Below are 22,344 nucleotides of genomic sequence, written 5' to 3' on the forward strand. Positions count from 1 at the left end.
AAGCCCATCGCAATTGCGATGGGCTTTTTCATTCAGTGCACCCGCGCCCGCAAGCGCCCGGTGCTCAGCACCCGGCAGGCATCACACCTTCCGCACCTTCACCGGCAACCCCTGCCGCACCACGGCCCCCGACACCCAGTCGATCCACACGTTGTCCTTGGCGGGCCGGGTGGGGTCGGCAAAGCCCAGCGCGTTCAGGTTCACGCCGTTGCCGTGCTGCGGGTTGTGGGCCATGGGCTTGCCGTCCACGGTATGGACTGCGGTGCCCAACTGTTTGTGGCCGTAGCCGTATTCGATGGCCAGGGCGCCCTGGGCGATGCCGCTGCGCACCAGGGCCACGCCCTGCAGCTTGGCGCCGGGGGTGCTGACCTCGATGCGGTCGCCATTGGCGATACCCAGCTTGGCCGCATCTTCCTTGTTCAGGCTGATGGGGTTGTGTGGGTGCACCTGGCGCAGACGGCTGGCGGCAATCGACATGCTGCTCATCAGGTTGGACTTGTAGCTGCTCATGGTCAGCGGCCAGTCCTGCTCGGTGAAGCGCTCGCGCATGCTGCTGCCGTCGGCAAAGCGGGTGGGGAACCAGGTGGGGCAGCCCACGTAGCGCTCGCCGGTCATGGAGTGGCGCATCTTGGCCAGGCCTTCGTGCCACAGCTGCACGGGGAACTTGTAGGCGGCCTTGATCTGCTCGCCCTTCCAGGCGTCGTCGATCTTGTCGAAGCGCCCGCCGCGGCTCATCACCATGGCCACGCGGCGCACTTCCTCGGGCTTGAGGCGCTTTTCCACTTCGGGCATCCAGCGGCTGACGCCGGTGAGGGCGATGTCGTCGTCGCTGGCTTCGGGCACCGGCTTGCCGGCCTGGTAGGCGATGTTGCACATGCCGCGCAGGTAGAAGTCTTCAGCGCTTTCCAGGTCGAGCGGCTCGCCGTCCTTGGTGCTCATCGCACCCTTGCCAAAGCCGGGCAGCTGCAGCTGCTTGGCCACGGCGAAGACGAAGCTCTCAAAGCTCACCGGCTTGCCGTCGGCCGTCTTGGCGGTGGCCGCCTCCACGGTGGGCCAGCGCACGGTGCTGCTTTTGGCGATCACGTCGGCCCAGGGGGCGCCGATGCCCCAGCTTTCGTACGTGACGGTGTCGGGCACGATGTAGTCGGCCAGGGCCGAGGTCTCGTTGATGAACGGATCGACCGAGACGAACAGCGGCAGCTTCTTCGGGTCTTTGAGGGCGCTGACCAGCGTGTTCTCGAAGCCGCAGATGGCATACACCGGGTTGCTCATGTGGTTGATCCACGCCTTCACCGGGTAGGGGTAGCCCAGCAGGCCGGCGGCCAGCATTTCGCTACTCAGGCCCCCGGGCGCCGGGTACCACGGTGCCTTGGCGGGGTAGGGGTTCTGGCCGGCTTCCTTCTTGCGCTTGAACTCGCTGGTCTTCTCGTACGGAAAGCGCGTGCGCGACAGCGCCACGCCCGTGGCTTTGACCGCGCCCTCGAACTGCGCAAAGTTGTAGCGCGGGCCGGGGCCGAAGGGGCCGAACGGGCCGGCGTCCAGCACCCAGCCGCCCTTGACGTTCAGGTTGCCGATCAGGTTGTTCAGCATGGCGATGGCGTAGGCGGTGTAGAAGCCCGCGCCGCTCATGGTGCCGCCGTGCGAGTTGGCCACGGCCTGCTTGCCGTGGCTGGTGAATTCGCGCGCCAGGTCTTCGATGTCCTTCACCGGCACGCCGCACAGGTCGGAGTATTCCTGCAGCGTCTTGCGGCGCGCTTCCTCACGCAGCTTGACGAACGATGTGCACACGGCAATCGGCGCGGGCTCCTCGGTGGCGCCTGCGGCCTTCAGGGGCGTGAATTCGCGCTCTACCACCAGCTCGGCCGGCTGGGCCACGGTGTGGGGCACCAGCTTGAAGCCGCCGTTGCCATCGGCCACCTGCACCACGTACACGTCTTCGGCCGGGGTCTTCTCGTCCACCGGCTCGGGCATGGGCAGGCCCAGGTCGGCGCCGCGCAGGAACTGGCCGTAGCGCGGGTGCTTGGGGTCGTTGATGAGCAGGTGGGTGGCGTTGCTCCAGCTCGCCTCGCCGGCGGCGGCCATGGCGGCCGGGCCGGGCTGGGTGAGGTACTTGGCGTCGTAGCGCTCGTTGTCGATGATCCAGCGGATCAGCGCCATGGCCAGCGCCAGGTCGGTGGCGGGCTTGATGGGCAGCCAGCGGTTGTTGTCGCCGGCCGCGTGGCTGGACGACATGGGCAGCACGGGCGACACCACCACGTAGCGGTAGGTGTTGTCGTCGCGCGAGCGGGCCTCGGCCAGCTCGCGCCCCATGCGCTGGAACGGGTTGCCCGACTGCGCCGGCGCCGTGCCCAGGAACAGGCCGAAGCGCGAGTTCTTCCAGTCCGGCTTGCCGTGCGGCATGCCGGGGATGTTGCCCAGGGCCGCAGCCGTGCCCACGCGGTAGGTCTGGCCGCAGTAGGCGCCGTGGTTGGCCACGTTCACCGTGCCGAAGGACTGGCGCGCAAAGCGGTTGATGAGCGGGGTGCGGCCTTCGTTGGAGGCGTCGGTCACCAGCAACTGGTTGGCCTTGGGGCCGTACTCGGGGTTCTCCGCGTCGATCAGCGTCTGCACGTCGCGGATGGCGGCCAGGCCCTCCACAGGGCCTTCGCCGAACAGGTCGCCGCCCTCGCAGATTTCCTTGACCAGCTGTTCCAGCGAGATGGCCTTCCACTGGCCGGAGCCGCGCGGACCCACGCGCTTGAGCGGGGTGAGCACGCGGTGGGCCGCAGTCTGGTGCTCCAGCATGGCGGAGCCGCGCGCGCAGCTGGTGGCGCGGCCCTCCAGACCGTTGTCGCCGCCCAGCAGGGCGTACACCTCGCGCACGGGCGTTTCCATGGGTGCGTGGTGCGTGGTGGCCAGCGGGTGGTAGGGGTTGCCGGCGATGCGGACGATCTTGTTGTGCTCGGTATCCACGCGCACGCGCACGCCGCACTGCGTCCAGCAGCCCAGGCAGCTGCTGGGGCTGACCACCTGGCCCGGCTGGGTAGTGAGCTGGCCGGTCACGGGGTCGATGCGGAACTCGGGCGTGAGCGAATTGCCGCGCGTGGCGCTCTTGGTGGCGGTGCCGGACGTGCCGGTCACCAGCCCCTTGGCGCCCTTGGCCACGGTTTCGCCGTAGCCGGCGGCAAAGGCCGCCAGGCCACCGGCCACCGCGCCGCCGCGCAGCAGCAGGCGGCGGCGGTTGGCGTCGGGGTGGGCCTCGGTCTCGGGAGAGGAATGCGGTTTCTTGTCAGTCATGGTCTGTACCTTCAAGGGCAGCGCCAGCGGGTATCACTTCAGTATTGATAGCTGCTCGCGCTTGCTGATATTGCGTTAAAGGCCGATTTGTCTATGAATTTCAGGCGGCAGTGGCCGTGGGTGCCTTGCGGGCCGGGAACAGCTCCAGCGCCCAGCTCGCCAGCCCGACCAGTGCCACGCACAGGCCCGCCACACCCACCATGCCCAGCAGCCCGTCGCCGCCCAGGGGCATGTGGTACAGGTACAGGCCGGCGCCGAACTTCGGCACGCCCTGCACACCCATGAACAGCGCCCAGCGGAAGGCCCAGGCGGCGGCGGCCAGCCCCAGACCCAGCACCAGGGTGTAGCCCTTGGCATGCAGGCGGTGGCGGCCGCGCAGCAGCGCCCCCAGCACAGCGGCACCACCGATGGCCGAGCCGACCATCGTCAGGCGCCACACGGGGAAGTCGTTCCACAGGCGCAGCGCGGCGTTGAACGAGGGGCTGTCGCCCGCCATGCCGCTCGCGGCCCAGGCCAGCGCCACCACCAACAGCGCGCCGGCCAGCGCCAGGCCCATGCCGCGCAGCGTCTGCAGCGCTTCAGCGCCGGGGCGCAGCGTGGCGGGCAGGAAGCGCTCCAGCACGAAGGCCGCGCCCACGGTGGCCAGCCAGCCGGTCAGCGCCAGGTTGACGGGCACCCACAGCGTGTTCCACAGCGGGCGCGAGCGCACCACCATCATCTCGGCGCCGGTGTAGACCGAAATGGTGAGCGCCGAGAGCACGAGCAGCGGTGCCAGCAGGCGCATCCAGCCGGTCTTGCCCAGCCACCAGGCGGCGCACATCGCCACGCTGAGCGTGACAAACACGGGCAGCAGCAGCGCGCCGACCGACATCCACGACCAGGGCGTGAAGTGCGCATAGAAGTGCCAGAAGCGCGCGGGCTGGTGCAAGTCGGCCAGCAGCGACACGGGGGCGGCGATGGCGCTGACGGCCAGCGTCAGCACGGCCGCGGGCAGCAGGCGCTGCAGCGTGCCGCCGTCTTTGCCCCAGGCGCACAGCGCGGCCAGGATGGCGGCGCCGGTGGCCACGCCGACCAGAAAGAAGTACTGCACGGCCCAGGGCAGCCAGGCCGCCTCGTAGTGCGGGGTCAGGAGTTCGATGATTTGCATGGTGCGCTCCTTGGGGTTCAGTGGTCGGACAGCAGGCGCACGCTGGCCTGGCCGTCCACGCCGTTGACGAACGCATCGGGCAGGCCGATGTAGAACACGCGCGGCGCAGTGTTCATGCCGGGCTTGAGCACCTTGAGGTCTTCCTTGTGTTCGGCCATGCGGCGGTTGATCTCGCTGCCCTGGTCATTCAGGTCGCCGATCACGCGCGCGCCGCCCACGCAGCTTTCCACGCAGGCGGGCAGCAGGCCAGCCTCCAGGCGGTGCTCGCAGAAGGTGCACTTGTCGGCGGTCTGCGTCTCGTGGTTGATGAAGCGCGCGTCGTACGGGCAGGCCTGCACGCAGTAGCCGCAGCCCACGCAGCGCTCGTTGTCCACCAGCACGATGCCGTCGGTGCGCTGGAAGGTGGCCTGCACCGGGCACACGGGCACGCAGGGCGGCTCGTCGCAGTGGTTGCACAGGCGCGGCAGGCTGACCATGGCGGGCGCGCTGCCGTCGTCCTTGTCGATCTCGTACTGCAGCACCGTGGTGCGGAACTGGCCGATGGGCGGCTGGTTCTCCACCGAGCAGCTCACCGTGCAGGCTTGGCAGCCGATGCACTTGCGCAGATCCACCAGCATGCCGAAGCGCTTGCCCTCCATGCCGGGGCGGCGCGGCGGCTGGCCCGGCGCGAAGGGTGTGGCGGCCTGGCTGGCGCCGGCCAGGCCAAAGGCGGTGGCCAGGCCGACGAGTTCTTGCAGGAAGGTGCGCTTGCCGGGTTGCGGCGCGGCGCAGGCGGTGGGGGAGGGGGTACTTTTTGACATAAATACCTTTGAATATTTACTGCGTAGATGCATTATTCTCCCCGTATCTCGATTATCTATTTGATTAACGTCAAATGACTTTGTTGATATTATTCTTGGATTATTTTGGTTAAACTTTTTTATTTTATTAATTGAAAATTAATGAAATATTAAATAATCCCGAGCAATTGCGTATGGAATGTGGAGCAGCCGCAAAACGGCCATACGTGCGGGTTCCGGGCCCCGCGGAAAGTCAGCCTTCTGGGCTTGGCATACGAATGCCATCCTAGGTACCAAAATCCGAAAATTGCCGATGAATGGGCGGTGAGGCGATGTGCCTCAATTGCCGCCATTCCGATTAAAAATATCGGTTATTGCCCGCGCCGGCGGAGTGCCTGTTACCCACAAAGGCAAGGGGCGGCGCTACAGTGGGGCGCATGGACGCTCACCAACTGCCGCTCGCCGGCGTGGAGCCCGATGCGCCACGCCCCAACCACCATCTTTTCTTTGCCGTGCTGCCCGAGCCCCGAGCGGCGCAGGCTGCGGCCGATCTGGCGCAGACGCTGATTACGCGGCACGACCTGCAGGCGCAGGTGCGCGCGCAGCGCCTGCACGCCACGCTGCTATCGCTGGGGTGGGAGCATGCGCTGTCGCCGCGGCATCTGCAGTGGGCGCGCGACGCGGCGCAGCAGGTGCGGGCGAGGGCGTTCTCGTTGCGGTTCGATCGGGTGTTGAGCTTTCGCCGCGCGCCGCAGGCCAAGCGGCCCTGCGTGCTCTGCGGCCCCGCCGACGGGCAGCAGGGCTTCATCGCGTTGTACGAGGCGCTGCACGCGGCGCTGTGGTCGCAGGTGCGGGGGCTGGACGGCGTGCCCCATGCGCCGCACATCACCCCGCACATGACGCTGTGCTACAGCCGCCAGGCCGTGCCCGAGCAACCCGTGCCGCCGCTGGAATGGACGGTGCGCCGCTTCGTGCTGCTGCACAACCTGCGCGGCTCGCCCGGCCCTTACGAGGTGCTGGGCGAGTGGCCGCTGGCGGATTGATTGCTATTGTTTATATAGCTGTTGGCGCTTGATGGATAAGCGCTAGAGGCCAATTTTCTCTGGCATCACGCCATGGTCATCAGGCTGGCATTGCCGCCTGCCGCCGTGGTGTTGATGCTGACCGCGCGCTCCAGCAACAGGCGCAAGGGCGCCTGCAGCGCATCGGCGGGGCCGTCCACCGCCGTCACGCCCACGATGGGACCGGGACGCAGGGCCACGCGCTGGCATTCCACGCGGCGCGTTTCTGGGCTGCCGCTGTGCAGCACGGCGTCGTAGCCCAGGCCATCGCCGCGCCAGTCGGACACCAGGGCGATGCGCGCCTGCACCTCGCGCGGCAGCGTGGCGCACAGGGCCTGCGCGTCCTGCGGCCAGAGCGCAAGCGCGCCCGCGGCCAGCACCGCGCTCAACTGCAGCAGCAGCGCCTCGTCCGTGTCGGCCAGGCACAGCACGCGTTCGCGCGGCAGCAGCCGATAGGTGTTGCGCTCGCCGGTGGGGCCGGGCAGGGTGCAGGCCAGGCCCGCGCAACTGGCCTGCGCCTGGGCCGCGCAGGCCTGTGCCAGCGCTGCGTTGCCTTGCGCCTGGGCCCAGTGCTCCAGCGCCGACAGCGGGGCGAGCAGCGCGGGCTGTGCGCTGGCGTCGGGCACCTGCACGGCCGTCGCCGCCAGCGCGCCGTGCGTGGCGTTGGCCGGGTGGCGCGACAGCAGACGCAACAGATACAGCGGGCCGCCTGCCTTGGGGCCCGTGCCCGACAGGCCCTCGCCGCCGAAAGGCTGCACGCCGACCACGGCGCCCACCATGTTGCGGTTCACATAGACGTTGCCGGCCGTGCTGTGGGCCAGCACCTGGGCCACGGTTTCGTCGATGCGGGTGTGCAGGCCCTGGGTGAGGCCGTAGCCCGTGGCGCTGATCTGCGCGAGCAGCGCGTCCAGCTCGCCGCGCTCGTAGCGCACCACGTGCAGCACGGGGCCGAAGACCTCGCGCTCCAGCTCGGTGATGCTGTTCAGCTCGATCAGCGTGGGCGGCACGAAGGTGCCATGCGCCGTGCCCTGCCCACCGGCATGGCTTTGGAACACCGGCCGGCCGCTGGCGCGCAGGCGCTCGATGTGGCGCGCGATCGTGGCGCGCGCCTCCTCGTCGATCACCGGGCCTACGTCCACCGCCAGTTGCGTGGGGTTGCCCATGTGCAGTTCCTGCATGGCGCCGCGCAGCATCTCCAGCAGGCGGTCCGCGCAGTCGCGCTGCACGCACAGCACGCGCAGGGCGGAGCAGCGCTGGCCCGCGCTGTCGAAGGCCGAGGTGAGCACGTCCGCGACCACTTGCTCCAGCAGGGCGGAGGAGTCCACGACCATGGCGTTTTGCCCGCCTGTCTCCGCAATCAGCGGAATGGGCCGGCCGCCGGCGTCCAGCCGTGCGGCCAGGCTGCGCTGCAGCAGCCGCGCCACCTCGGTGGAGCCGGTGAACATCACGCCCATCACCCGCGCGTCGCCCACCAGCGTCGCGCCCACCGTCTCGCCGCGGCCGGGCAGCAACTGCACGGCGGCGGCAGGCACGCCGGCCTGGTGCAGCAGGCGCACGGCCTGGCAGGCAATGAGGGGCGTCTGCTCTGCCGGCTTGGCCAGCACCACGTTGCCCGCGGCCAGTGCGGCGGCCACCTGGCCCATGAAGATGGCCAGCGGGAAGTTCCAGGGGCTGATGCAGGTGACCGGCCCCAGCGGCGGGTGGGTGGCGTTGTCGAAGTGCCCATCCACCTGCGCGGCGTAGTAGCGCAGGAAGTCCACCGCCTCGCGCACCTCGGCCACGGCGTTGGCGCAGGTCTTGCCGGCTTCGCGCATCAGCAGGGCCAGCAGGGCGGGCATATCGCGTTCCAGCCCATCGGCCGCGGCGCGCAGCAGCCGTGCACGTTCTGCGGGTGGCGTGGCAGCCCAGGCGGGCTGCGCCGCGGCGGCAGCCTGCAGCGCGGCGTCCACATCGGCGGTGGTGGCTTCTTGCACCTGCCCGACCCCATCGGTGGCATCGGCAGGATTGCGCACCGGGACGCGCGGGCCGGCGGGAGCGCCGGCGGCGATGAGGGGTGTGGCTTCCAGCGGCGTGGCGGCGCTGGCGGCCAGCGCGTCGGCCACGCACTGCAGCGTGGGCTCGGCCGCCAGGTCCAGGCCCTGCGAATTGGCACGCGCCGGGCCGTAGAGCTGCGGGGGCAGCGCGATGCGCGGGTGCGGCAGGCCGGCGCCGCCTTCCGCGCGGGCCTCGGCATCCACCGTGTCCACGGGGTTGTCGATCAGCGCCTCCAGCGGCAGCGTGGCGTCGGCCACGCGGTTCACGAACGAGGTGTTGGCGCCGTTTTCTAGCAGGCGGCGTACCAGGTACGCCAGCAGCGTTTCATGCGTACCCACCGGGGCGTAGATGCGGCAGGGGCGCTCGGGCACCACCTGCTCGTACAGCGGCTCGCCCATGCCGTGCAGGCACTGGAACTCGTACTGGCCGGGGCGATAGTCCGCGGGGCCCGCCAGCTCATAGATGGTGGCCAGCGTCTGCGCGTTGTGCGTGGCGAACTGGGGGTACACCGCGTCGGGTGCGCCCAGCAGCTTGCGTGCGCAGGCGATGTAGGAAATATCGGTGTGCGCCTTGCGCGTGTACACGGGGTAGTCCGCCAGGCCTTCGACCTGGGCGCGCTTGATCTCGCTGTCCCAGTACGCGCCCTTGACCAGCCGGATCATCAGGCGGTGGCCGCTGCGGCGCGCCAGATCGATGCAGTAGTCGATCACGCGCGGGCAGCGCTTTTGGTAGGCCTGGATCACGAAGCCGATGCCCTTGAAGCCCGCGAGGGACGGCGCATGGCACAGGCGCTCCAGCAGGTCCAGCGACAGTTCCAGCCGGTCGGCCTCTTCGGCGTCGATGTTCAGGCCGATGTCATAGCCGCGCGCCAGTTCCGCCAGTTGCAGCACGCGCGGGTACAGCTCGTCCATCACGCGCTGCCACTGCGCGCGGGCGTAGCGCGGGTGCAGCGCGCTGAGCTTGATGGAGATGCCGGGCCCTTCGTACACGCCGCGGCCCGCGCTGGCGCGGCCGATGGCGTGGATGGCGTCCACATAGGACTGCATGTAGCGGTCGGCGTCGTGCCCCGTGAGCGCGGCCTCGCCCAGCATGTCGTAGGAATAGCGGAAGCCGCGTGCCTCCAGGGTGCGCGCCTTGCCCAGCGCCTGTTCGATGGTCTCGCCGGTGACGAACTGCTCGCCCATCATGCGCATGGCGACGTCCACGCCCTTGCGGATCAGCGGCTCTCCGCCGCGTGCGGTGATGCGGCGTAGCGCATCCTTCAAGCCCCCTTCGCTGTGCGTGGTCACCAGCCGTCCGGTGAGCAGCAGGCCCCAGGTGGCCGCATTGACGAACAGCGACGGGCTCTTGCCCAGGTGCGCGGCCCAGTCGCCCGTGCCGATCTTGTCGCGGATCAGCGCGTCGCGCGTGGCCGCGTCGGGAATGCGCAGCAGCGCTTCTGCCAGGCACATCAGCGCCACGCCTTCTTGCGAGGACAGCGCGAACTGCTGCAGCAGCCCCTGTACCAGGCCGGACCGGCCGCTGGCATGTTCGCGCTGGCGCAGCCCTTGCGCCAGGCGCAGGGCACGCGCCTGGATGTCCTGCGCCATGGCAGCGGGCAGGCGCGCCTGCGTCAGCAGCGGCGCCAGTGCCTCAGGCTCGGGCGGGCGGCAGGCCTGGGTGACCGCCAGGCGCAGCGGGTCGGTGTCGCGGGGGCGAGGGGAAAAGTGGGCGGCGTGTGTCATGGGCCGCATCATCCTTGGGTGAATGGCGAATGAATCACTAAAATCGGCAAGCACCACCGAATTTTTGCTCAATGACCGGCCAATTCCCCACTGATCTGGATCGCATCGATCGCAGGATATTGAAGATCCTGCAAGACGATGGACGCATCTCCAACCTCAAGCTGGCAGAGACCGTGGCGCTGTCGCCCACTGCCGTGCTCGCGCGCGTGCAGCGGCTCACGCGCGAAGGCTACATCCTGGGGTATGAGGCGCGGCTCAATCCCCTCAAGCTGGGCGCGGGCATGCTGGTGTTCGTGGAGGTGCTGCTGGACCGCACCACGCCCAACGTGTTCGACCAGTTCAAGGCGGCGGTGCAGGTGCATCCCGAGGTCATGGAATGCCACATGGTGGCCGGCGGTTTCGACTACCTGCTCAAGACGCGCTGCGCCGATATGAATGCCTACCGCCAGTTCGCCGGCGCCGTGTTGTGGCAGTTGCCCGGCGTGCGCGAGACGCGCACCTACGCGGTGATGGAAGAGGTCAAGCACTCCAACCACCTGTACCTGGGTTGAAGCCCCTCGGTACGGAAGACGCAACGCCCGCGTCGTGCGGGCGTTGTGTTTCCCCTCAGCCCGCCGGGTACAGCGATTGGCGTTGCCTGTGTTGTGTCGATGTTTCGTTGCGCATCTCATCGATCACCTGCTGGCGGGTCCTGGTCGAAGCCGTTGAGGGAGCAGGTTCCGGAAAGCTGCTTTCCCCGTAGGACAGGCGGTCCTGTCGCACTGCGGTCACGGTTTCTGCCCTGACTTGCTCACGGGTCCGATCACTCTTGAAGTGCTCGGGGTGAACGACCACGCCCGCTTCGTTGTTGGCAGGGTGCCAGTAGCCGGCAAATGCCATCGTTGGCAGACCGAGTGCTGCGACGGCAGCCACGCTTGCGATCACGGAGAAAAGAGGAGGTCGGCGACCCGTCATGTTCAATATCCTGTGTTGGTTTGCCGGAGCGTGCATATCCCGCCCTTGCGCAAGGGGGCGCAAAGGGGCGCTCACAGCAGATGAATGCTTGGAAGGGGGCTGGCATGCACCGGGGTGTGCAGCCGCCCCTCCTGTACTGGCGGTCTGCCCCTTAGTGGGACAGCGGGATGGCCTTCCAGCCGCTGTGGCTGAAGTACTTGCCGTAGGTATTGGAGGCCTGGGCCACTTTGACCACGCCCTCGGCGCGCTTGTCCTCGCCGTGCTTGCCTTGCGCGGCCTCGGCACCGGCCATCAGGTCGGCCACGACGATGTGCAGCTGTGCATCGGCGGCGGGCGGCAGCTTGCAGTTCTCCACCATGTAGGCGACCTGCTGGTTGACGGTGTTGGCGAAGGCGTCGTAATCGGCCGGCGTGGCCTTGCCCGAGTGAGCGGTGGGCAGGATCTGCGTGACCGATCCGCGCACGGCCGTCATGGCCTTGCGCAGCGGCGCGTCGGTTTCCCACTTCTTGCCGGCGTTGAGCTGCAGTTGGTGGGTTTCGGCACTGCCGCCATGGTTGTGTGCGTCGGCGGCGTAAACGGCCAGCGGGGATGCCAGGGCGGCGGACAGCAGCAGTGCGGTGAAGGTGTTCATGAGAATGCTCCGTTGAAAAGTTGAACCATCAAGGCAGCCGCTCAAGGGAATGTGTGGCTGCCTTGCCTACTTCAACGAAGGGGGTGCCTCAATGTTCCATCTTATTTGCACCTTTTTCCTTCTCTCATCTCGGCGTTCACTTGCGGTGCAGCATTTCCTCCTCGGTGGCTTCTTCTGCATAGCGGGTCAGCAGCAATTGCAGCAGCCGCGTGCGCTGGGCATCGTCCAGCATGGCGCGCTCGGCCAAGAGTTGGTCAATCACGCGCTGTTGCTGCGTGGCCTGCAGGCGGGCGATGGCGGCCTGCTCGGCGTCAATGGCGGTGCGCTCTGGTGCGTCAGCAAAGATGTGGCGCACCAGGGCTTCGCGGTGGCGGCGTATGTCACTCCAGTTGGACGACAGGTCATGGAGGAAGGGGGTTTCCATTCCTTCCCAGCGCGCGCGCTGTTCGGGGGTGAGCTTCAGATACTCGGGCAGGTGGACCACGGGAGGCGCGCCGCCCTCGGGCACCGTGTCCGGCGCAGGGCGTAGCACCAGTGCGGCAACCACGCCCAGGTTGAGCGCCAGCGAGATCGCCAGCAGGGTGCGAATCCAGACAGGGTTTTTCATGGCAGGGTTCTCGGCAAACGGCAGATTTCGGCGGCGGCGCACAGCCCGCCTGGCGGCACAGGGTCGAACACGCGCGCCATGGCAGGGCTGGCAGCCGGAAGGGCCGCGCCCGTGCCCAGCAGCAACCCCCCCAGCCAGACACCGGACACCAGCGCGGCCCCCGCGGCGAGGCCCGTGGGCATCCAGCCCAGCAGGCTCCAGCCGGTGCGCCGGGACCGGGTGGGGCGTTGCGCCAGGTCCTGCGCCAGGCGGTCCTGCAATTGCGCCGCCAGGTCGAAACCCAGCGCGGGCGAGGGCAGGGCCAGCAATTGCTGGCGCTGCGTCTGCAATGCGGCAAGGTGCTGGCTGCACAGGGGGCAGGCGTGCAGGTGCTGCTGCAGCGCGACCTGCGCATGCGCGGGCAGCGCATGGTCGATCAAAGCGGAAAGGTCTTCGGTGCGAGGGCAGTTCATGGCGGCTCCTTGCGTTCAGCGTGGCATGAGTTGCAGCAGCCCGGCGCGTGCGCGGGCAATGCGGGATTTGACGGTGCCCAGGCTGATGCCCAGCACCTCGGCGATGTCCTCGTAGGCCATGTCTTCGATGTCGCGCAGCAGCAGGATCTCGCGGTGCTCCACCGAGAGCCGCTGCAGCGCGCCTTCCAGCGCTTCGATGCGCTGGCGGGCCTGCAGTGCAGCCTCGGGCGTGGGCGTGTCCGCCGGCACCTGCTCGGACAGGGTCTCGTCCAGTTCCACGAACGCGACACGCTGCGCGCGGCGCAACAGGTCCAACGCCTGGTTGCGCGCGATGCGAAACAGCCAGGTGGACAGTTGTGCGTCCGGCCGCCAGCGGGGCAGTGCCTGGTAGGCGTTCAAGAAAGTCTCCTGGGCGAGTTCGCGCGCATCCTCCTGCGAGCGCGTCATGCGGAACAAAAAACGGTAGATGCGGTCCTGGTAGCGGGCCACCAGTTCGGAGAACGCCGCGACCTCGCCGCGCTGGGCGCGGGCGATGCAGTCGCTCTCTTCAAGGTGGCTCAGGGGGCGCATTGCCTCTTTCAACGCAGGGCCGCAGCAAAAGTTCCATGAAACCGACAACACGGGGCCGGGAACAGCCGCTTACCGGGGCGGGTGCAAACTCCGCAATAATGCGCCGCATTCACAGCACAAGAAGGAAGGGAACCCTCATGCGAGCCATTCGCTTTGCCACGGCCTCGGCCGCCGCCATGATTGCCGGACTGTTTGCGCCGGGTGCGTGGGCTACTTGCTACGTGATCTATGGCGCAGACCAGCAGGTCATCTACCGCTCGCAGACCCCCCCTGTGGACCTGTCGCGCAACCTGCACGAAACCTTGCCCCAGGTCGCGCCCGGCGGCACGCTGGTGTTTTCCTTGAACAACTATGGCTGCGAGGTGGAAGTCAACCGCCTGCCTTCCAATGTGGCTGCGGTCCGCAAGGATGCCGCTGCAGGCGCTCCCACCGCGCCCCGTGCGCCGCGCGCCAGCCGCAGCTGAAAGCCGCCCGCGCGGCGGCAGGGGTGGGCCGGCCTGAGACAATCGGGGCATGAGCGACCCCACAGAATTCAGCCCACCACCGCCCACCTCCACGGATCTTCCCCCCGGCTGGCTCGAAGTCACCGCCATGGACATGGACGCCCAAGGCGTCGCGCGCAAGCCCGATGGCAAGGTGGTGTTCATCGACGGCGCACTGCCCACCGAGCTGGTCAGTGCCAACACCCACCGCAAGAAGAACAACTGGGAGCAGGCCAGCCTCACGGAAGTCCACCGCCAGTCCAGCCAGCGCGTACAGCCCGGCTGCCCGCACTTCGGCCTGCACGCGGGCGCCTGCGGCGGCTGCAAGATGCAGCATCTGCACGTGGCGGCCCAGGTGGCCGTGAAACAGCGCGTGCTGGAAGACAACCTCTGGCACCTGGGGAAAGTGAAGGCCGAGACCATCCTGCGCCCCATTGAAGGCCCTGCCTGGGGCTACCGCTACCGCGCGCGCCTGTCCGTGCGCTACGTGCCCAAGAAGGACAAGGTGCTCGTGGGCTTTCACGAGCGCAAGAGCCGCTACATCGCCGACATGGAGACCTGCAAGATCCTGCCGCCGCATGTGGACGCCATGCTGATGCCGCTGCGCGCCCTGATCGGCAGCATGGCCGCACGCGACACCTGCCCGCAGATCGAGCTGGCCTGCGGCGATACGGTCACGGCGCTGGTGCTGCGCCACCTGGAGCCGCTGTCCCCGGAGGACAAAGACAAGTTGCGCGCCTTTGCCGCCGCGCATGGCGTGCAATGGTGGTTGCAGCCCAAGGGGCCGGACACGGTGCATCTGCTGGACGAGGGCGGCGAGCCGCTCGCCTATGGGCTGCCCGACTTCGGCATCACCATGCCCTTCAAACCCACCGACTTCACGCAGGTCAACCCGCACATCAACCGCGTGCTGGTCACGCGCGCGCTGCGCCTGCTGGACGCGCGCAAGGACGAGCGCGTGATCGACTGGTTCTGCGGCCTGGGCAACTTCACGCTGCCCATCGCCACCCAGGCGCGCGAGGTGCTGGGCATCGAGGGCAGTGAGGCGCTGGTGGCGCGTTCGCGCGAGAATTACCAGTCAAATCAGGCCCAAAGGCAGGATGGATCTGCGCTGGCAGCTACCAGCTTTGTAGCGCGCAACCTGTTCGAGATGACGCCTGAGATGCTCATTGCCGATGGCGCCTCCGACAAATGGCTGGTGGACCCGCCGCGCGAGGGGGCGTTCGCCCTGTCCAAGGCGCTGGCGGACATCCACCAGGCGCGCATCGGTGCCGAGGACGCGCCGCCGCTGCCCGCTGGGCACGAAGGCTGGCAGCCCCCCCGGCGCATCGTCTACGTGAGCTGCAACCCGGCCACGCTGGCGCGGGACGCGGGCCTGCTGGTGCACCAGGCGGGCTACCGCTGCGTGGCGGCGGGGGTGGTCAACATGTTTCCGCACACGGCCCATGTGGAGAGCATGGCAGTGTTCGAGCGGGGCTGACGCCCGCGGTGGCTCAAGACGTTTTTGGCCAGGGGCGCTTGCCTAGCAAGCGCCAGCAGCTATCGTTTGGATAGCATCAGCTGCGGTTGCGGGAGGTGCGACCCTCGGTCTGCAGGTCCGCCTCTTCGTCGCTTGCGCGGCGACTGGCGGGCTTTTTCTCCAACTGCGTGAGTACCGAGGCCGTGCCCTCGATTTTGTTCTCGCGCATGTACAGATCCATGTCTTTCCAGCCCGCGAACACCTGGGCCTTGGGGGCCTTGGGGTTCAGCGTGAAGCAGTCCTCCAGCCCGCGCAGCGCATGCCGGCAGGCGCCACCGATGGCCTTGGCCTCGGCCTCACGCTGGGCCACGCGCGGGTCCGGCCCCATACCGGGAATCTCACAGCCCGCCAGCGGCAGCAGCGCGGCAGCGATCAGGGCGGCGCGAGCGCCGGCGGCAAGGAGGGGGGGGTGGCGAGGCAGCATGTACAGGGGTTATCGGCAGGCGTGCCGTCAAGTTGAGGCTGTCAGCCAAGCGGATGTGAAAAAGGCCCCGGAAATCGGGGCCTTGCGACGCATGTGCGGTGGGAAGGCCGTTCAGTCGCGCTCGCCGCCCATGATGCCCAGCAGGGCCAACAGGCTCTGGAACACGTTGAAGATGTCCAGGTACAGCGCCAGTGTGGCGCTGATGTAGTTGGTCTCGCCGCCGTCCAGGATCTGCTTCAGGTCGTACAGCATGTAGGCACTGAAGATGCCGATCGCTGCCACCGAGATGGCCATCATGCCCGCCGACGAGCCGACGAACACGTTGATGATGGCGCCCACCATGAGCACCAGCGCGCCCACGAACAGCCACTTGCCCATGCCCGACAGGTCGCGCTTGATGACGCTGGCCAGGCTGGCCATGACGAAGAACACGCCCGCCGTGCCGGCGAAGGCCGTCATGATGAGGTCGGTGCCGTTCTTGAAGCCCAGCACCATGCCGATCAGGCGCGATAGCATCAGGCCCATGAAGAAGGTGAAGGCCAGTAGCACCGGCACGCCCGCGGCCGAGCGCTTGGTTTTCTCGATAGCGAACATGAAGCCGAAGGCGCCGCCGAGGAACACGATCAGCCCCAGGCCGCCGCGCAGCGACTGCGTGATGCCCGTGGCCACGCCGATCCAGGCGCCCAGCACGGTGGGCAGCAGGCTGAGCGCCAGCAGCCAGTATGTGTTGCGCAGCACGCGGTGGCGCTGCTCCTGCGAGATGCCATAGCCCGCGGAGCCGACACTGGTGATTTCTGGGTTCATCTGGTTTCTCTCCTGGTTGGCCTGCACAGCGCAGACCCGAATGATTCTAGGTGGTGGCTTTTGGCGCCGAATGCAATACCCGCGCACCATCCCGTACTTTATGGGTTGCATTCTTTTGCCCTGCGGCGGGGCACTGGGCGGGCCCGCTGGCACTATGCTTTTCGTTTTCCCGTTGCGCGCCCTGCCGGCTGGCCGGGCGCATCCACCCACCTCCTGCAGGACTGCCTCATGAAGACCAAACCCGAACTTGAACTCTCCGACGTCAAGCTGATCGCCGCCGCCGCCGAGGCCGAGGCCCTGAAGAACCAGTGGGCCGTGACCATCGCCATCGTGGACGACGGCGGACATCTGCTGTGGCTGCAGCGCCTGGACGGGGCCGCAGCGGTGTCCGCGCACATTGCGCCGGCCAAGGCCCACACGGCCGCCTTGGGCCGCCGCGAGAGCAAGGGCTATGAAGACGTGATCAACGGCGGCCGCACGGCCTTCCTGAGCGCGCCTGCACTGCAGGGCATGCTGGAAGGCGGCGTACCCATCATGAAGAACGGCCAGTGCCTGGGCGCCGTGGGCGTGAGCGGCGTGAAGTCCCATGAGGACGCGCAGATTGCGCGCGCGGGGATTGCGGCGATCGGGCTGTAAGCACTCATCGGGACTGGATTACTATTGTTTTGATAGCTGCTAGCGCTTGTTGGAAGGGCGCTGGAGGCCAAAAACATATTGGGTTCCAACAGAAAAACCGGCGCGTGGGCCGGTTTTTTCATGGGTGTGCAGGGAAAAAAAGCCTGGCTACGCGGGCATGCCCGTTGGCTGGCCAATACGACCCTTCGGACCGAGGTCCTGGAGTCGCCCCACGATGAAACTTATTTGGTCAGGATCAGCTTGCCGAGTTTGGTGGCCTGCAGCCGGTAGACGGCGCCGTTGTGCACGATGGCCACGGCCTTCTGGCCGCGCAGCAGAGTGCTGCTGTCGACGGCGCGGCCTTCGGCGTGGGACGCCGGGCTGGAATCGGCGGGCACTGCGAACATGCGGGGTGCGGTCAGTGCGGACGGTGCGGTCAGGCTGGCATGCATGGTGAAGTCTCGGTGCGTTACGGTTATCAAATGATAACCATTCTCAATTAAAGATCAAGCATCCGGGGCTGAAAATTTCCTGTCGATTCGTATCCAGATGCAAGAGGCAGCCCCCGCAGGTGGCGCTGGCGACGGTGCTGCGCCGCCCGTGGGGCGGCAGCTGTGAAGGCCGGCGCGCCGGCGCGGCCGTGGTGCGTCAGGGCGTCGGTTCGGTCACGAAGCCGATCTTGCGCACGCCCGCGCGTTGCGCCGCCGACATCGCCTGCGCCACGCGCTCGTAGCGCACGTCCTTGTCGCCGCGGATGTGCAGGTCCGGCTGCGGGTCCTTGCGGGCCTCGGCCTGCAGGCGCGGCTCCAGCTCGTCGTCGCCGATCGTGGTCTCGTTCCAGTGGTACTTGCCGTCGGCCGTCACCGACAGGCGGATGGTTTCGGGCTTGATGATTTCGCGCTCGTTGGACGCACGCGGCAGGTCCACCGGCACCGCGTGCTTCATCACCGGCACGGTGATGATGAAGATGATGAGCAGCACCAGCATGACGTCCACCAGCGGCGTCATATTGATTTCGTTCATCACCTCGTCGGCATCGTCCTGGGTTCCGAAAGCCATGGCGCATCAGCCTTTCTTGATGGGCAGCACCTTGGCTGCTTCGCCGTGTACCGAAACGCGCGCGCCGGTCACGAAGTAGGCGTGCAGATCGTGCGCAAAGCTGTTGAGGCTGTGCAGGATGGATTTGTTGCCCCGCACCAGGGCGTTGTAGCCCAGCACGGCGGGAATGGCCACGGCCAGGCCCAGCGCGGTCATGATCAGCGCCTCGCCGATCGGGCCGGCCACCTTGTCGATGGTCGACTGGCCCGAGGCGCCGATGGCCACCAGCGCATGGTAGATACCCCACACGGTGCCGAAGAGGCCGATGAATGGCGCCGTGGAGCCCACGGACGCCAGGATGGCCAGGCCCGACTGCACGCGCGCCGTGAACTCGTCGATGCAGTTGCGCAGGCAGCGCGTGACCCAGTCGCTCACGTCCAGGCTGTCATGCAGATGGGCCTGCGTGTTGCGGTGGTGCTGCGTGGCTTCGCGGCCTTCCAATGCGAGGTGGCGGAAGGGGTTGCTCGGGTCGGAGCCCAGCTTGGTCAGGCCGGCGGCGAAGTCTTCGCTGTGCCAGAAATCGCGTGCCTGGCGGGCGTGTTTCTTGAACTTCAGGATGTCCAGCGCCTTGATGATGATGACGATCCACGATGCCAGCGACATGCCGATGAGCAGCACAGCGACGGCACGGGTGACGAAGTCGCCCTGTACCCAGACATTGGCAATGCCGAAATGCGATTCCATGAAAACTCCTGCGAGACTTATTGTTGGAGAACGAAATTGATCGGGACCAGATTCCACATGGCTTCTGGCACTCCGTTGCGTTTGCCGGGTACGAAGCGCCAGCGCATGACGGCGTCGATGGCCTGGCGGTCCAGGCGCTCGAAACCGCTGGACTGCTTGACTTCCACTTTCTGCGGCAGTCCGTCGGTGCCGATGAGCACGCGCAGCATCACTTTGCCTTGTTCTCCCAGCCGCTTGCTCACGGCGGGGTAGACGGGCTTGGGGTTGTTCAGGTAGCTCGCGTCGCTGGAGGGCAACTCGATGCTGGGTGCGGCCGGCGCCGGTGGAGCTGCGGGGGCCGCCGGTGCGGCGACGGGCGCGGCCGCAACCGGCGGGGCCGGGGGCTGAGGCTCAACGACGCCCGTGGGCGCGCCGGGGGCGGGTGTGGGGTCGGGGACCGCCACGGGCATGGGAGCGGGGCGCGGCTTGGGCGCCACGGGTTTAGGCGGCGCCGGGGCTGGTTTGGGCGGCGGCGGAGCGGGAGGGGCCGGTGGGGCCGGAGGCGCGGGCGGCGCGATGAATTCGCTCAACACCTCAGCAGGGATGATGATCTCCGCCGTCTTGCGCACCAGACCCGACTGCAGGGCCCACAGGCCGGCCACGTGCAGCACCACCACGGAGCCTGCGATCACGGCATTGCGGCTCAAGCCCCCGGGGGAGCCGTATCGGTCAGAGGACATAAAAATGATAGCTGCTGGCGCTTGTCCAGCTTGGTCGGAAGGCCAAAAAAGCCTTGAATAGGCGGTCTATTTATGCAGGATCCACCAGACCGAGCATATGACGATGATCAGACTTCCTGCGAGTGCGTAGAACAGTTGCATGCCTTGCCTTCCGGGATGAGGGTGGCAAGCTGGACGGCTGTGGGATCGGTGTCCTTGTACAGGGCGGCCACCGGTTGCGATGCGCAGCACTGCGCCACGACATCGCGGGCACAGTCTTCGCAGCGGCCGCACTGGGTGGCGACGCCCAACTCGAACTGAATCTCATCGAAGCTCATACCTGCGCGCGCATGGCGTGCAATCTCCCGGTCGGAAACGCGGTGGCAAACACAGACGATCATGGTGCAGGCAGTCGTGGCTGGCTATGGACGATGAATTGATTATAAATGCGAATTCATCGCATTTGCAGTCATTGGCCCCACTGCCGTGTAAGAAACCATTGCCGAGTGCCTTGCAGGCGAAAAAAAACCGGCATGCGCATGCCGGTTTTTGTTTGCCTGGCTCTCGAAGAGTGCCTGGCAGGGCAGATTACTTGACGTGCTTGCCAATCAGGCCGGCCATCTCGAACATCGAGACCTGGGGCTTGCCAAACACTTCCTTGAGCTTGGCATCCGCGTTGATCATGCGCTTGTTGGAGGCGTCCTGCAGGTTGTGCGCCTTGATGTACACCCACAGCTTGCTGATGATCTCCGTGCGCGGCAGCGGGGTGGCGCCGACCACGGCCGCCAGAGCGGGGCTGGGGGTCAGGGGCTTCATGAAAGCGGCGTTGGGGGTGCGCTTCTTTGCGGGTGCTGCGGACGCGGTCTTTGCAGTTGCCATGTTGGGTTGTTCCTTGTTGGAAATGAAATATGTCACCAGCGAACGCCGCAGCTCCACTGGCAGCGGTGATGCTACTGGGAAAAAAACCGGTTTCCAAGGCGAGCTGCCTCTTTTTTGCCTCGATTTGTTGCTCTGGCGGCCAACTGCCGGCACGCGCGAGAATGCGCCACCGCAGCTTGCTGCGGCGCACCATCCCCCTTTATGCACAGAAAGGCTTCCCTTCCATGCCCGCACACCCGACCCCGGCCATCAGCACCTGCGATCTCTGCGACGCCCACAAGGGTGACGACAGTGGCGCGTTCCGCGTGCTGCCGCCCGTGTTCCAGAGCTACGGAGCGCTGCCCGCTTTCAGCGGCCCCGTGAGCACGGTGAAGTGCTTCGAGGACAACACGCTCGTCAAGGCGGCCGTGGATTCCCCGGGCAACGGGCGCGTGTTGGTGGTGGACGCTGGAGCTTCGCTGCGTCGCGCGCTGGTGGGGGGCAATCTGGCAGCCAGCGCGGCGCGCAATGGCTGGGCCGGTATCGTCGTGAATGGCTGCGTGCGCGACGTGGCAGAACTGAATGCCGAACGCGTGGGTATCCGCGCACTCGCACTCATGCCGTTGCCCACCGAAAAGCGGGGCGAAGGGCTTTCTGACGTGGCGGTGCAGGTACAGGGCGTGTGGGTGCGGCCGGGCGACTGGCTGTATGCGGATGCCGACGGCATTGTGATCAGCGACCGCGCGCTGTAACGCCGCCGGTCAGGCGCGCATATCGCGGCCGGTGCGCCACGGCAGCCGTGCGGGCATCGTGGCCAGTACGACGCTGGCCAGTGCGATGCCAAAGGCCATGAACTGCATGGTCGTGAAGCGCTCGCCCAGCGCCAGCACACCCACCAGCGCTGCGCTCACCGGCAGCAGCACGGTGAATACGCCGCTCTGCGCGGCGGGGACGGTCTTCAGGCCGGTCATCCACAGCCACACGCTCCACATGCATGCTGCCATGGCGTAGAACACCAGCAGCAACCAAGTGGGCCAGCGTACGGCCGTGAAGTCGAAGTACAGGGCGAAATACAGCCCGAAAGGCATCGAGAGCATGAAGCCCCACAGGTTGATCAGCGCCGTGATGCGCCGTGGCCCCAGCGCGCCGGTGAGCTTCTTGCCGATGACGGAATAGGCGGCCTCGCACAGCGATGCGGCCAGCAGCAGGGCATAGCCCAGCCATTGCAAGTTTTTGGCATTTTCGGGCTGTAGGGCATTGCTGGCGTGTGCGGAGTGCTCTGGTTTGGATAGCGCAAACAGCACAATACCCGCCACTGCGCAGGCCACCGCCACCCAGGTGCGGGTCGCCACCTGTTCACGCAGGAACAGCCAGCTCATGACCGCCACACATGCGGGGATGGTCGCCATGATCACCCCGGCAGAGGTCGCGCTGGTGAGGCTCACGCCGTAGATCATGCAAACGGTGAACAGAAAGTTGCCCAGCAGCGACTGCAGAAAAAGCAGGCCTTGGGTCTGCCGCGTCAGAGGTGGCTCCTGGTGCGGCTTCTTCAACCATCCGAGCATGGCCATTGCGCCGATACCGAAACGCAACCACGCCAGCAAAAGCACGGGGAACGCCGCGGCCAGCGGCTTGGAGAGCGCCACGTAGGCACCCACAAGCATCATGCTGAGCGCCAGGCAAAGGTATGCGGTGGGGCGGTTTGGCATCTGATGAAGATTCCGAACGGAGGCTCCATCATGCATGAGCGCGGGGCACTCATGGAAAGGAACTCACCAGGCCTCCTATTTCGCATGGAGAAAGTCTAATTTCTCATTGCGAAAATTTTGTTTGTTGCGTTGCGGAAAAATTTCTCGATACGAGAAATGAATTTTCATATAGAGATATGGAGCGCATAAGCCATTGATTTTTATGACTTAAATTTATC

At 66.9% G+C, this 22,344-nt stretch carries 24 protein-coding genes; 6 read left to right on the forward strand and 18 right to left on the reverse strand.

Annotated features, from left to right (window positions below):
• Positions 1-81 precede the first annotated feature (81 nt).
• The 3 genes from QY917_RS03485 to dsrO form a co-directional block, all read right to left on the reverse strand.
• Entirely contained in the window at positions 82-3,276 is a 3,195-nt protein-coding gene (locus tag QY917_RS03485; RefSeq protein WP_123676430.1) for a tetrathionate reductase subunit A, read from the reverse strand.
• Between the two features lie 100 nt (positions 3,277-3,376).
• Positions 3,377-4,423: an NrfD/PsrC family molybdoenzyme membrane anchor subunit gene (nrfD, locus tag QY917_RS03490; protein ID WP_123676429.1), complete on the reverse strand. Its 1,047-nt coding sequence runs from the start codon at positions 4,421-4,423 to the stop codon at positions 3,377-3,379.
• Between the two features lie 17 nt (positions 4,424-4,440).
• The gene (gene dsrO, locus QY917_RS03495; RefSeq protein ID WP_123676428.1) at positions 4,441-5,223 is read right to left on the reverse strand and encodes a sulfate reduction electron transfer complex DsrMKJOP subunit DsrO; all 783 of its coding nucleotides are present in this window, start codon (positions 5,221-5,223) and stop codon (positions 4,441-4,443) included.
• A gap of 416 nt (positions 5,224-5,639) precedes the next feature.
• Between dsrO and QY917_RS03500 the strand changes: the two genes are divergently transcribed.
• A complete protein-coding gene (locus tag QY917_RS03500) occupies positions 5,640-6,245 on the forward strand; it encodes a 2'-5' RNA ligase family protein (protein ID WP_123676427.1) in 606 nt (201 codons plus the stop codon).
• Between the two features lie 65 nt (positions 6,246-6,310).
• Here the strand turns inward: QY917_RS03500 and putA are convergent, their stop codons facing one another.
• Entirely contained in the window at positions 6,311-10,021 is a 3,711-nt protein-coding gene (gene putA / locus QY917_RS03505) for a trifunctional transcriptional regulator/proline dehydrogenase/L-glutamate gamma-semialdehyde dehydrogenase (RefSeq protein ID WP_123676454.1), read from the reverse strand.
• A 71-nt stretch (positions 10,022-10,092) separates the two neighbouring features.
• Here putA and QY917_RS03510 point away from each other — a divergent pair, with 71 nt between their 5' ends.
• Positions 10,093-10,572 (forward strand): Lrp/AsnC ligand binding domain-containing protein, encoded by a 480-nt coding sequence (locus QY917_RS03510; RefSeq protein ID WP_011805624.1) that lies wholly within the window; start codon positions 10,093-10,095, stop codon positions 10,570-10,572.
• A gap of 55 nt (positions 10,573-10,627) precedes the next feature.
• Here the strand turns inward: QY917_RS03510 and QY917_RS03515 are convergent, their stop codons facing one another.
• From QY917_RS03515 to QY917_RS03535, 5 genes are all read right to left on the reverse strand, one after another.
• The gene (locus QY917_RS03515) at positions 10,628-10,975 is read right to left on the reverse strand and encodes a DUF4148 domain-containing protein (protein WP_123676426.1); all 348 of its coding nucleotides are present in this window, start codon (positions 10,973-10,975) and stop codon (positions 10,628-10,630) included.
• A 151-nt stretch (positions 10,976-11,126) separates the two neighbouring features.
• Complete coding sequence (locus QY917_RS03520; protein WP_123676425.1) at positions 11,127-11,606, reverse strand: hypothetical protein; 480 nt, start codon at positions 11,604-11,606, stop codon at positions 11,127-11,129.
• 136 nt (positions 11,607-11,742) lie between these two features.
• Positions 11,743-12,213, reverse strand: coding sequence for a Spy/CpxP family protein refolding chaperone (locus tag QY917_RS03525; RefSeq protein ID WP_123676424.1), 471 nt, complete (start codon positions 12,211-12,213; stop codon positions 11,743-11,745).
• The gene (locus tag QY917_RS03530) at positions 12,210-12,665 is read right to left on the reverse strand and encodes an anti-sigma factor (protein ID WP_041836015.1); all 456 of its coding nucleotides are present in this window, start codon (positions 12,663-12,665) and stop codon (positions 12,210-12,212) included. Before QY917_RS03530 ends, QY917_RS03525 begins: the two co-directional genes overlap by 4 nt.
• Positions 12,666-12,680: 15 nt before the next feature.
• Positions 12,681-13,235 carry a sigma-70 family RNA polymerase sigma factor gene (locus QY917_RS03535; RefSeq protein WP_015913034.1) on the reverse strand — a complete coding sequence of 185 codons (555 nt, stop codon included), beginning with the start codon at positions 13,233-13,235 and terminating at the stop codon, positions 12,681-12,683.
• 137 nt (positions 13,236-13,372) lie between these two features.
• Here QY917_RS03535 and QY917_RS03540 point away from each other — a divergent pair, with 137 nt between their 5' ends.
• Both QY917_RS03540 and rlmD read left to right on the forward strand, forming a co-directional pair.
• Positions 13,373-13,699, forward strand: a complete 327-nt coding sequence (locus QY917_RS03540; RefSeq protein WP_015913035.1) for a hypothetical protein — start codon at positions 13,373-13,375, stop codon at positions 13,697-13,699.
• A gap of 49 nt (positions 13,700-13,748) precedes the next feature.
• Positions 13,749-15,197 (forward strand): 23S rRNA (uracil(1939)-C(5))-methyltransferase RlmD, encoded by a 1,449-nt coding sequence (rlmD, locus tag QY917_RS03545; RefSeq protein ID WP_015913036.1) that lies wholly within the window; start codon positions 13,749-13,751, stop codon positions 15,195-15,197.
• Between the two features lie 76 nt (positions 15,198-15,273).
• On the opposite strand, the gene QY917_RS03550 is transcribed toward rlmD, so the two are convergent.
• Positions 15,274-15,660 carry a hypothetical protein gene (locus QY917_RS03550; protein WP_011805617.1) on the reverse strand — a complete coding sequence of 129 codons (387 nt, stop codon included), beginning with the start codon at positions 15,658-15,660 and terminating at the stop codon, positions 15,274-15,276.
• 111 nt (positions 15,661-15,771) lie between these two features.
• On the reverse strand, positions 15,772-16,464 hold the full coding sequence (locus QY917_RS03555; protein ID WP_011805616.1) for a Bax inhibitor-1/YccA family protein: 693 nt from the start codon (positions 16,462-16,464) through the stop codon (positions 15,772-15,774).
• A 228-nt stretch (positions 16,465-16,692) separates the two neighbouring features.
• Here QY917_RS03555 and QY917_RS03560 point away from each other — a divergent pair, with 228 nt between their 5' ends.
• Entirely contained in the window at positions 16,693-17,100 is a 408-nt protein-coding gene (locus QY917_RS03560; protein ID WP_011805615.1) for a heme-binding protein, read from the forward strand.
• 221 nt (positions 17,101-17,321) lie between these two features.
• Here the strand turns inward: QY917_RS03560 and hemP are convergent, their stop codons facing one another.
• From hemP to QY917_RS03590, 6 genes are all read right to left on the reverse strand, one after another.
• Positions 17,322-17,531 carry a hemin uptake protein HemP gene (hemP, locus tag QY917_RS03565; RefSeq protein WP_011805614.1) on the reverse strand — a complete coding sequence of 70 codons (210 nt, stop codon included), beginning with the start codon at positions 17,529-17,531 and terminating at the stop codon, positions 17,322-17,324.
• A 196-nt stretch (positions 17,532-17,727) separates the two neighbouring features.
• Positions 17,728-18,138, reverse strand: coding sequence for a biopolymer transporter ExbD (locus tag QY917_RS03570; RefSeq protein WP_123676423.1), 411 nt, complete (start codon positions 18,136-18,138; stop codon positions 17,728-17,730).
• 6 nt (positions 18,139-18,144) lie between these two features.
• Positions 18,145-18,861 (reverse strand): MotA/TolQ/ExbB proton channel family protein, encoded by a 717-nt coding sequence (locus QY917_RS03575; RefSeq protein WP_011805612.1) that lies wholly within the window; start codon positions 18,859-18,861, stop codon positions 18,145-18,147.
• Positions 18,862-18,878: 17 nt separating this feature from the next.
• Positions 18,879-19,580 carry an energy transducer TonB gene (locus tag QY917_RS03580; RefSeq protein WP_123676422.1) on the reverse strand — a complete coding sequence of 234 codons (702 nt, stop codon included), beginning with the start codon at positions 19,578-19,580 and terminating at the stop codon, positions 18,879-18,881.
• A 107-nt stretch (positions 19,581-19,687) separates the two neighbouring features.
• Positions 19,688-19,960, reverse strand: coding sequence for a bacterioferritin-associated ferredoxin (locus QY917_RS03585; RefSeq protein ID WP_015913041.1), 273 nt, complete (start codon positions 19,958-19,960; stop codon positions 19,688-19,690).
• Between the two features lie 187 nt (positions 19,961-20,147).
• A complete protein-coding gene (locus tag QY917_RS03590; RefSeq protein WP_011805609.1) occupies positions 20,148-20,438 on the reverse strand; it encodes an SWIB/MDM2 domain-containing protein in 291 nt (96 codons plus the stop codon).
• Positions 20,439-20,662: 224 nt separating this feature from the next.
• On the opposite strand from QY917_RS03590, the gene rraA reads away from it, so the two are divergent.
• Entirely contained in the window at positions 20,663-21,169 is a 507-nt protein-coding gene (gene rraA / locus QY917_RS03595; protein ID WP_123676453.1) for a ribonuclease E activity regulator RraA, read from the forward strand.
• A 9-nt stretch (positions 21,170-21,178) separates the two neighbouring features.
• On the opposite strand, the gene QY917_RS03600 is transcribed toward rraA, so the two are convergent.
• The gene (locus QY917_RS03600) at positions 21,179-22,126 is read right to left on the reverse strand and encodes a DMT family transporter (RefSeq protein WP_302078624.1); all 948 of its coding nucleotides are present in this window, start codon (positions 22,124-22,126) and stop codon (positions 21,179-21,181) included.
• Positions 22,127-22,344: the final 218 nt, after the last annotated feature.

Origin of the sequence: Diaphorobacter sp. C33 (genome assembly GCF_030503915.1) — a bacterium.
Lineage (GTDB): Bacteria > Pseudomonadota > Gammaproteobacteria > Burkholderiales > Burkholderiaceae_C > Diaphorobacter > Diaphorobacter nitroreducens.